This window comes from Photorhabdus stackebrandtii (genome assembly GCF_011189495.1).
GTDB lineage: Bacteria > Pseudomonadota > Gammaproteobacteria > Enterobacterales > Enterobacteriaceae > Photorhabdus > Photorhabdus khanii.
On record NZ_PUJV01000004.1, the window covers coordinates 133403 to 144613 of the forward strand.

At 42.0% G+C, this 11211-nt stretch carries 7 protein-coding genes; all 7 read right to left on the reverse strand.

What is annotated here, in order from left to right:
* Window positions 1-1132: 1132 nt before the first annotated feature.
* Window positions 1133-2059, reverse strand: coding sequence for an Rpn family recombination-promoting nuclease/putative transposase (locus tag C5470_RS05140; RefSeq protein ID WP_166286524.1), 927 nt, complete (start codon window positions 2057-2059; stop codon window positions 1133-1135).
* 231 nt (window positions 2060-2290) lie between these two features.
* On the reverse strand, window positions 2291-3049 hold the full coding sequence (gene dhbA, locus C5470_RS05145; RefSeq protein ID WP_166286526.1) for a 2,3-dihydro-2,3-dihydroxybenzoate dehydrogenase: 759 nt from the start codon (window positions 3047-3049) through the stop codon (window positions 2291-2293).
* A 1-nt stretch (window position 3050) separates the two neighbouring features.
* Complete coding sequence (locus C5470_RS05150; RefSeq protein WP_166286528.1) at window positions 3051-3926, reverse strand: isochorismatase; 876 nt, start codon at window positions 3924-3926, stop codon at window positions 3051-3053.
* Window positions 3913-5556 carry a (2,3-dihydroxybenzoyl)adenylate synthase gene (locus C5470_RS05155; RefSeq protein WP_166286530.1) on the reverse strand — a complete coding sequence of 548 codons (1644 nt, stop codon included), beginning with the start codon at window positions 5554-5556 and terminating at the stop codon, window positions 3913-3915. The genes C5470_RS05150 and C5470_RS05155 overlap by 14 nt, the downstream gene beginning before the upstream one ends.
* Window positions 5553-6734 carry an isochorismate synthase gene (locus C5470_RS05160; protein ID WP_166286532.1) on the reverse strand — a complete coding sequence of 394 codons (1182 nt, stop codon included), beginning with the start codon at window positions 6732-6734 and terminating at the stop codon, window positions 5553-5555. The genes C5470_RS05155 and C5470_RS05160 overlap by 4 nt, the downstream gene beginning before the upstream one ends.
* Window positions 6735-7059: 325 nt before the next feature.
* The gene (locus C5470_RS05165; protein ID WP_166286534.1) at window positions 7060-7899 is read right to left on the reverse strand and encodes an ABC transporter ATP-binding protein; all 840 of its coding nucleotides are present in this window, start codon (window positions 7897-7899) and stop codon (window positions 7060-7062) included.
* 173 nt (window positions 7900-8072) lie between these two features.
* Window positions 8073-11210 (reverse strand): condensation domain-containing protein, encoded by a 3138-nt coding sequence (locus C5470_RS05170; protein WP_166286536.1) that lies wholly within the window; start codon window positions 11208-11210, stop codon window positions 8073-8075.
* Window position 11211 lies beyond the last annotated feature (1 nt).

Genomic DNA, 11211 nt, shown 5'->3' on the forward strand with positions numbered 1-11211 from the left:
TAATCATTATAACCTTTCTGGCTGATTAATCCTCGAGAATTTTCACTATTGTTGGTGTAATAAATCGTTATTAAATTAATTTACCGCTCGATTTAAACAGATATAGGTTGATGAAGTTAAGTTAAAATCATATGAAAATCCTATTTTAGTAAATAAACGATTTTATTTTGACAACCCAAACCTTTTCAAAATGATATTCACTAAATGCACATACCATTTATTATGCTAAAATAGCCATTTTATTAAAGACAAGACAAAAACCATAAAACTGTAAAAAAATATCCAAGTGTAAAATAAATCTATTGCTAAGAAGTTAAAAAGTTTTTATTTAAAACTGTGCTTTGAATAACCAAATGAACAGTATCTATATAGTAATAATGGAGTGCAACTATTAAAAGCCATTAAAATATTATGGACTTTAAATTAGTCAACTTGTTTAAACATACCGTTAAACAATCAGAGCATATGAGATTATCCGAAAAAACATAAAAGAGTATCTTTATACCATCAGAATATCTACGGGTTGATTTATAAAGATAAAAAAATGATGTTGACTTATAAAAACTGTTCAGAATTGCCAGTAAAACAGCATCAGTAAAGATAAAAATCGAGTATGATTAAACGTAAAACACGATATACCATGATGATTAAACTTAACAAAAAGCAAACGTTAAAAGTGATAAAAAAACAACGGTTAAAACTTTATACCGATTAAAATCATAAATTTAAAAAATGACTTTTAATAACAGTTTAAAGCCTGCCCATCATAAAACTCAGGGCAGGATCCCACTTTTGTTTACACAGAGGCATCAAAGCTTTTAAATCCAGGGCAGATTTAACTCAATAAATGCAGTTTTTCAGAAGCACGTAGATTTCAGACTCGGTCTTATCGCTTGTAATGTAAATGTGCCGCTTCTATGCGTTTCGTGCATTGACTCACGCATTTTTATGCCGATAACGTATCAACAGCAAGTTTGTCGGACATGTGTTCAAGCTCATTCTGGCTCAGTCCGATAATGTTCATCACCGTTTCACGGTCGATACTCATACTTTGGTGACTGGTCTGACAGTCACCGTAAGATCCTCTTTTAACATGAATCGTTGAATACTGATTAAGAACCCTCAGCACGAGTTAGTGGCGTATTTGCTCAAGTTCGTTCTCGCTCAGACCGGTGGTTTTCATCACCGTTTCACGGTCGATTCCGCTGTTCAGCAATGCATGAGCAATTTTTAAAGTTGCCTCTTGGCGCCCTTCCTGACGTCCTTCCTGACGTCCTTCCTGGCGTCCTTCCTGGCGTCCTTTCTGCTCCAGTTTCTGCGCTATTGTCATCAGTACCTCCTCATACTTCGGGGACTGTTCTGTCAGTCGCCGGATAAAACCCTCTGGATCGGCGGTATCTCCCGCCTGTAATAAGTAGTTTAGCACGCTTTTTAACTGCTCATCCGTATAGTAATCATACGTCAGCAGCGTAACCAATTCTTGCAGCAACTCCGCCATATCACGCTGCCGGATATGTTTTTGCACCATTTCCAATAGTGCAACCCGTTTGTGCGTCAGGATTTCATCATCCGAAATTACCGTCACATCTACCAGCGGGAATGCGCCGGAATAGATTTCCTTCGCCAGGGCCGGAGCATCGAAGCAATCGAGCCAATTGGTACTCCACGGATACGGCTGTATTTTCCCGTGATAGAACAACACCGGAATGACCAGCGGCAATTTTTCATGTCCCTGCTCCAGATGCCGTTGCATTGCTGAAATACCGTAACGCATCAATCGAAATGCTATCATCTTGTCCGGGGAACTCTGGTGTTCGATCACGCAATACACGTAACCGTCACCCTGCGCCGTTTTCAATGAATACAAAATGTCGGAATAATGCGCACGCAGATTGTCTTCAATAAACGACCCTGATTCCAACCGCAATGTATCCAGATCACAAACTGCCCGTAATGTCGCAGGCAAATGAATCTCCAGGAAGTCTCTGGCGGTATCAATATGACTTAAAAACTGTTTAAAAACAGCGTCATGTGGCGTTGGTGTATTTTTTCTCTTCATCGGTGAATGGTAGCATATTTTCTTTTATATTGAAGGAATATTAAGCAAAAAACCGAGCAGACTGAAATGTCTTGAATTTTCTTTGACAAAAACTTTGATCGTATCTCAGGTACTTTAATTTCCTTCTTAAGCGAAGTTCAGGTTATCTAGATATTTCAAGTGCTGGAAATAAAAAGGTATTTTCATTTCCAGCAATCTCTAATACAGCGCTTTATTCATCATAACAGGCGATTAAGCACCAAGCGTTGCACCACCATCAATGACAATATCTTGTAAAGTAATATGACTTGCGAGATCAGAGGCCATAAACAAGACCGCATCAGCAATTTCTGTTGGCGTCGCTATCTTCCCTAGTGGGATACCAAGTTTAAACAATTCAGAAAACCCCTGAATGACTTGCTGTTTAGACGCTTCTGTTTGCCACATACCACGCTGCATTGGCGTATCTGTCGATCCTGGTGAAATAAGATTACAACGAACGCCATAAGGTGCTAATTCCAGCCCAACACTCAGGCAGAGACTACGCAGTGCAGCCTTAGAAGCACAATAGGCCGACATGCCAACACGAGGAACATGAGCCGCATTTGACGCAATAGTAACAATTGCCCCCGCCTTTTGGCGTTGGAACTGGGGAATAGTCGTCTGAAATAGATTGAATGCCCCTCCCGCATTGACAGACAAACACTGTTGCCAATCTTCAAACGTTGTCTCTTCAATTGCGCCAAGGCGCAATATTCCTGCACCATTGACCAACACATCAAGTTGTGGTTGTTGTGCAAGGAGTTGTTCACAACAGCGCGAAACGGCAATAGGATCACTGATATCAAGCAAATACGGTGTAAAAGGTAAATCCCCCTCAGGGAACGCGATGTCAAACCCAATCACCTTCGCGCCTGCTTGCTGAAAACGGTAAGCAGTCTGATAACCAATACCGCTACCGGCGCCAGTTACCCAGACAATTTTATCGCTAAAATCAAGCGCAATACTCATTTCAAGCTCCCTGACGTTCAGTGAATAATGCCATCCAACCATTTATTGTTGGATTTTTCATTAACGAAATAAAATCCACTTCATATCCTTGCTGGCGCCAATGGGAAATGAGAGACATAATGCGTACAGAATCCAACCCATAATCAAGCAGATTTTCATCATCACCAATATCGTCGCTATCCTCATCTAATAAAGGCAGTAATAACGCTTTGAGGCGGGTTTTATTCCACTGCACTTGTTTTACATCTAAAGCAACAAGAAGCTGTTCAATAGTCTCTACACGTCCACAGCGCCCTGCGGTATATTTAAGCGCCATCATATGTTCTTCATAACTGAAATCAGCTAAAGCATCCGCCACCATAAAGGGCTGTATATCACGCATAAATGCGTCAGTCGCTGTCATTAGACAGCCAATATGTGCATAAACACCACAAATAATAAGTTGATCACGCCCAGCTATTTTGAGCTGTTGCTCAAAGTCAGTACGCTGAAATGCACTATATCGCCATTTATCCATGACAATATCACCAGCCTGAGGTGCGAGTGCATCTGTAATTTTTTGCAGTTCAGGATGGCAGTTCAGCCCCGGTCCCCACATATCGTTTAACAGCGCCCTCTCCTCATCACTTTGCTGGTTAGGCTGAGCGGAATAAAATACCGGTATTCCATTTTCCCGGCAGATTTCTATCAGCTTGGCAATATTAGTCACGATTTGATTAATTAATGGGCTATTGTCTTCCCAAAAGTTAAGAAAGTAATTTTGCATATCATGAATTAATAATGCAGCCCGATTTTTATCCAACGACCAATTAACCTTGTTTGTCGGAAGTCCTTCTGCCACGGGTAAATCATAACTATTAAGTTTAGGAATGCTCATTTCTTTCTCCAACGAGTGATGGCTGAACAAATTGTTTAGCAAGATGACGTAATTGTTTCTTGTCTATTTTTCCGACAGGTGTTATCGGCAGTGAGGGGACAGGTTCAAACCGGTCAGGCAATTTATAATCTGCTATCCCCTGCTCACGCAGATAACGCCGTAAAACCACAGCTTTTATCGGTTTTCGTAATACAACAAAAGCGCAGCTTTTTTCACCCATCAACGAATCAGGAATAGCGACCAGCGCGGCATAAATGACATCTGGGTGCCGAAGCAGTAGATTTTCAACTTCCTCAGCCGCAATTTTTTCTCCACCGCGATTGATTTGATCTTTTTCACGTCCCACGACTTGTAAATAACCATCAGGTGTCATAATGACGAGATCACCAGAACAGTAGAATCCATTACTATCAAAACATTGCTGATTATGCTGTGGACTGCGGTAATATCCGCGGAAGGTATAAGGCCCCTGAGTCATCAACTGGCCAGCGACGCCAGGAGGAACAGGATTGCCATCATTATCAGCAACCCAAACTTCATCATCCTGACTGGTCGGGCGGCCTTGCGTCGTAAAAATATGCTGTTCGTCATCATTCAGCCGGGTATAGTTCACTAATCCTTCAGCCATACCGAAAACTTGTTGTAGCTGGCATCCCATCTCTTTTGGAATACGTCTTGCCAGACTTTCGCTTAACCTTGCCCCACCGACCTGTAGCAATCGCAAGCTTTTTAGTGCATCACGGTTACCACTAAGTGCTATCGCCTCAAGCCATACACTGACTGCTGGCGGTATCAATGCAGTAACATTCACCTGATGTTGCTGGATTAGCGGAAAACAGCAATCAGCACTGGGGTTATTCGCTAAAATGACCTGTCCCCCGCTGTAAAACGCCCCTAATGCCCCCGGTGAGCTCATAGGAAAGTTATGCGCAGCAGGAAGTGCACATAAATAGCGAGTTTCAGCATTAAACTGGCAAATGTCCACACTGGCGCGAATACTGTAGTAATAATCATTATGCGTTCGGGGAATAAGTTTAGGTGTCCCCGTACTCCCCCCCGACAATTGGAAAAATGCTACTTCATCAGCCGGTGTTGGGTTAGCGATAAAATCACCAGCGCCTTCTGCCAATAGCGTCTCAAAATCCAGAATACTGTCATTATCACCACGTAAGACAACGTGACACAAAGACGGCGTACAAGCTCTGAGTTCATCAATAAAATCGTCGTCGCTAAACAAGGAATGGTTGCGATCGGCAATTAACAATGCGGGGTTAATCTGATCAGCATAAGCACAAAGTTCACTACGCTGATGGCTAAATATAGCGTTAACCGGAACTACCCCAAGCCGTAATAAGGCAAAGAAAACAATATAAAACTCGGCTTCATTGCCTAATTGAACTAAGGCGGTTTGTCCTCGTTTAACGCCTTGTCGTTGTAATGCTGCGGCCAAACTATCCACCAGCAGGTTAAGTTCAGCATAGCTGAACTGACGATCTCCACAGATAAGCGCAATTTGCCCGTTGTCTGACTGACGGGTCAAAATGTCGCTAAGAGGGAGATCTATCCAATAACCACTCTGACGATAGCGCTGTTCCAGCGCTTTCGGCCAACGATTAAATTCCACTATCATGCTGGACATGCCTCCTGTGAAAACTCGAATGCACTCATCATCGTTGAAAACTTAACCTCTGTTTCCTGCCACTCTGACTCCGGTTTCGAATCAGGTACAATGCCAGCTCCCGCAAACAGTCTTACCTGTGAACCATTCACTTCACCACAGCGAATAGTCACCACCCATTCACCGTCCCCTTTCGCGTCACACCACCCCACAATGCCGCCAAAGAGGTTTCGTTTAAACGGCTCTAATTCCTCAATTAAGTTTTTCGCGGTTTGATACGGTGTGCCACAGAGGGCCGGAGTAGGATGAAGCAGGCAAGCAACAGAAAGTGCATTTTCCTGTGGTGCTTTTAACACCCCTTCAATATCGGTAGCAAGGTGCCAAAGTACAGGTGTGCTGATGGTGGAAGGCATTTTGGAAATATGTAGTTTTTGACAACGACTTTCGAGTACGTTTCTCATCATATCGGTCACCAACCGATGCTCATAATTGTCTTTGACGGACTGAATAAGCCCCTGGCGTAATTTATAATCGTCTTGCTGGTTTTCACTGCGCTTTGCAGAACCTGCCAGCGGCTGAGAAAAGATAGTATTACCCTGTTTACGCACTAATAATTCTGGACTCGCACCAATCAATGCCCCATTTTCTAACGGAACATGAAAGTTATAACACCAACTATTTTGCTGGTTAAGATGTCGTAATAATTGAATTGAATCTAATGTCTGATAGGTTTCTATGTTGAGTAGTCGTGAAAGGACAACTTTGTCTAATGCATGATTGCGCATTGCATCAACAGCGGTGTTCACCATCTGGCTAAAGTGTGCTTTATCGGGCCACTGGCTGCGTCTTTTTTCTGTATAGGTTGAATTGGAAATAAGCGAGGGAAACTGCTTTCTCTGGAACCAATCGCATTGTTCAGGGACAAAAAGCGCCGCATTTTGCTGTTTATCGAATGGAATTGCCCCCACCAGAACAGGATTTTCAATCCCATCTCTCTTCGCTTGCTGGAATAATTGACGTATTTCTTGCTGAATCAGGCTATCAGGGTTTGCTGCATCATCAAGTGGTTTTGACACAATCGCATATTGCCCCTGTGCCAACAGACTTTTACTGGATGAAAGAAACAGAAAATCCTTATTATTAAGATCATTAAAACCAGTCAGCAAAGTATCTCTATATAAATCTGGCACAAGTTTTACCTCTATCTGTTAATCGTGTGATCACGAAAATGGAATTCTTGCTTCGACATATCTTTGCATCACTTGCTATAAATAAAACGATGACTTAGATTACCAATAATAAAATTTCGATATGATTTAATTTTATAAAAATTTATATCTTTAAAACATTTCTCCCTTATTCCATTTGGAGATCTCATTTTGCACCGTCCTGTTATTCTACCTGATATTAAAAGTTGTTGATTGAATCTATCAGGCATAGCTCAACGATATTCATATTATTTTAATAATAATTATTATCAATATTATTACTGAAAAATACATTTAAAAATCATGTCTATCCCTTTGTAAAACGCCGTCCCTGCGGAACAATTAAGGGGGTATGGCTGACGGGATCATCAATAATGACACAATCAAGTCCAAAAACCTCAGAGACTAATGTAGTCGTAATGATCTCACCAGGAGCTCCTTCCACCACAATCCGTCCCCCCGCCATCACAATCAGATGATCTGCATACCGGCAAGCCTGATTCAAATCATGAAGCACAGCGATGAGCGTATACCCGGATCCTTGATTAAGGCGACAAAACAACTCAAGTAATTCAATTTGATGAGCAATATCAAGATAGGTTGTCGGTTCATCAAGTAGTAACAACGGTGTTTGCTGAGCCAGTACCATGGCAACCCAAACCCGTTGGCGCTGTCCACCTGAAAGTTCGTCAACAACACATTCAGCAAGCTGTGTGACACCAGTCGCATTCATTGCCTGGCGCACCGCTTCATAATCCTCATGACTCCATTGACGTAATAACCGCTGATGGGGAAAACGCCCGCGCGCGACTAAATCAACAACTTTGATCCCCTGAGGAGCCTGCACACTTTGCGGTAATAATCCCAGCTGACGAGCCAAAGCGCGGGTTGGTATAGTGTGAATATCATGACCATCAAGGCAAACCCTGCCATATTCCGGGCGCAACAGGCGACATAAACTTCTCAACAGCGTGGATTTACCACAGCCATTAGGGCCGATAATCACGGTAAAACGACCATCAGGGATACGCAAATTCAGTTCATCACAGACAATATGTTCACCGTAACCCAGACGCAACTCTTCTACACTCAAGCGACAAGGTGATAAAACACTTTGGTTATCATGTTTTAGCGTTAGCGTTGTCATCAATTCTCTCACAAAAACGTTATTAATCAGTCTGCATCAATATTCATATCAATGCAGACTGCAAGAGGATTATTCAGTGTTGAATAGAAACCCTGGTATTCAAAGGGTATCTATACCCGTTATCTTTCAAGTTGCCTCTTTGTTGGCTGCACTCGCTCACCCCGGTCACATAGTTAGCTATGCCCCCGGGGATTCGCTCCCTTGCCGTCGCGATGCATCTTGAAATCTATAGGGTATATACGCTCGGATAATCTTGGCAAAATCGCCCCAAGCGGTATATCGCTATCCTGTGTTTTTGCAAACAACCCCAAAATGCCATTGATAGTCTCTGATATTTGAGCGATTTGAGCCGCACTATAACGATCTGAACGATAATTAAACAAAATACGTACCGTTTCTTCACCTGCAATCATTTCTTCCATAATTTCAAAGTGAAGCCCCAGTAGCGATTCCTGCTTTTCCAAAACGATCTGCTGAAATGCAATATGGCTTCCATCCAACATATGGAACTCACCGCTCAAACTATTTTTTGCATGTAACTGAATATATACCTCGAATAAATGATCTTTTCCTTGATCTGCATGGCCTGATAAGGCTTCCTCAATCAGATCAATGGGGATATCGGTATAAGGCAACGAATCATTGATGTTGTTCTTAACCTGAGTGATCAGATCAGTAAATGTCATCTGTTCAGTAAAGCGAACCCTATGTATCACAACCGTGGTGAAATAACCAACAGTGTCAAAGAAGCTCGCATCGTCACGCCCTGAAGCTGATGTTCCCACAATAAGATCATCGGTTGCCCCCAGTAAATTGAGCGATGCAACAATACTGGCGTAAAGAATATTAAAGAATGAAGCGCCATTTTTTCTGGCAAGTGACTGCAAGCCTTGAGCCACCACTTTTTCAATCTCAAACTCAATGCCTTCACAGGAATTCGCCTGCCCAGATAACTCGCTAGCCGCATTTTTAAAAATGGGCTCTCCGCTTGGCGCACCCCGTAAATTATTAACCCAATAATCAAGATGAGACTGATTCATTCCCTCATCATTTTGCCTGATTGCATATTGGAGGAAGGGTAAAGGTTGCTCTTGCCATGCTGGCGTCTCATTTATCAACCTGTATTTATAGGCATGTTTCAATTCTTCCATCAGCAAAGTAACAGACCACTCATCAAGTGCCACATGATGAAACAACATGGATAAAAACTGCTGCCCTGAAGCGTTATCGGTGACAAATTTAATGCGCAAAGGCAGTTCTTCAGATAGATCAAACTGATATTTTCCCTCTTTTTTTAATATTTCTTCTGAGGACAGAGGGCCATATTCATGAGAACCCCAAAACCACTGATAGTCCGATAAATCCTTCACAGGGACAACACGTTGATAGACTTCGCCCTCTTCCTGATAAAATAGGCTACGCAATACAGAATGTCTTTGCAGTACATCAAAAAAGGCTTGCTTAAGTACCTGCTCATTGATAGTCGCAGAAAATTTTAAAATAAAAGGTAAGTTGAAGATATCGTTGAAATCAAATGCCGCATACGCTTTCCATAGAGATTTTTGTGCAAGGGATAAAGGTGCGACAACCGAAATATCTTCTTCAAATTGTTCTTCGCTCAACTCAGTTTTGTTTTCATCAATAGGATCATGACATTGCGCATATTCGGCAAGTTTCAACGCAGTCGGATAACTAAAGAGATGATTAATATGGATCTCTATGTTATGTAAGCTCAGTAATCTACCTATCACGCGGGTGGCAATGAGTGAATGCCCGCCAAGATCGAAAAAGTCATCACTGGCTGTCATTTCCGGTGAGGAGAGTGCTTGTCTGAATTCATTCAAGATAATATTGGCTATCTTACGGTGGTTATCGCTTTTACCAGTTGCCTCATGCTCTTTTTGCTGTTTGACGGCAATAAATGCTGTATCACTGATATCTTCATGTTTTTTCTTCATTGGAGGCAGAAAAACAGACGTAAGTTTTGGCGCAATAGTGACATTTTGTTCATGAATAAATGTGCCAAAACCTTCTAACAGAAATGCGCCAATATGTGGGGATATTGACGAGCCTGTGATTAATTCAAAAAACCATTGCCCCTCATTGACATTTCCGGCAGCCAGCGAAATATCAAAATGCGCGTTCAACGGTGGAATAGGTAATAACTCAACCATTACATCATTCAACCTGAGTGATGATTGGGATTGATTAAGCCAAGTCACAAGGATATGTGGGCTGTCATGCCCGTACTCTACCTCATTACCCGTTTGTAGATTGCCACTTTCTATCTGCCTTTCAATATCGGCAATTATTTTATCCAGGCTTCTGTCATCATGGCACACACGCAACGACATTAATTCTGAGTAGAAAAATGGGCTGTTGAGTTCATCATGTGTATATTCTGGGTCGCACGATACACTGATATTCACGTCTAAATGAGAACCTATCATTGCAATATAGCAACCAAATAATGCTGCTACTGTTGCCAATGCTGAACATGCTGTTTTCTCCGCAGGTAAAAATGGAGCAAGTGCATCAATATTGATCGTAGTACGATATCTGCCCGCAAGGCGATGATGAAGAGAATCATCGAGGTAACTGATTTTACCCATCTCTTTAATTAGCACGCTCCTGGTGGTATCGGATTTATAAAGCCAGGGAATGCCAATCTTTCCAGATTCACTGGATAACCATTTAGCCGAGATTGCCTTTCTAAATAAATCTTCTCTTCCAAACCCGATAGTATTCAGGCCATTATTATAGACATTAGAAAGCAGGGTAAGCATCTGCAGCCATGACACGCTATCTCTCAGAATATGATGCACAATCACACCCAAAATAACCCCACGCTTGCCATTCATAAACAACATGAATTTGACGGGTGGATGTTCATCAAGCTCGATAGGTTTGCACTGATCCGTAAGTAACCTATTTATCGCTTCTTCATCAGACTGAATCTGATAAATTTCGATAGGAGAATCCGCGGTTGGATCGCAATATTTACGCAAATCGCCTTCATCATCAAAACGATACCTAACATTAATTCCAACTATCTCTTTAGTAAGAAGCTCTAATGCTCTGATGAGCCGGCCTATGTTGATATTTCCTGTCAGTGACCAGGCACAGGCAAACTGACCGGAAGCGTTAGGATCCTGTTGATGATGAAGCCACATCATCTCTTCAAATTCAGTTAAGTCCTTTTCAGTTTCTTGGGCTTCCGAAGATGAATGACCATCAGCATGGGCATTGAATACTTCATCCAAAAGCAATGCTTCATCATCTGTCAGTATCCGCTTAAACTCTCTTGCCATA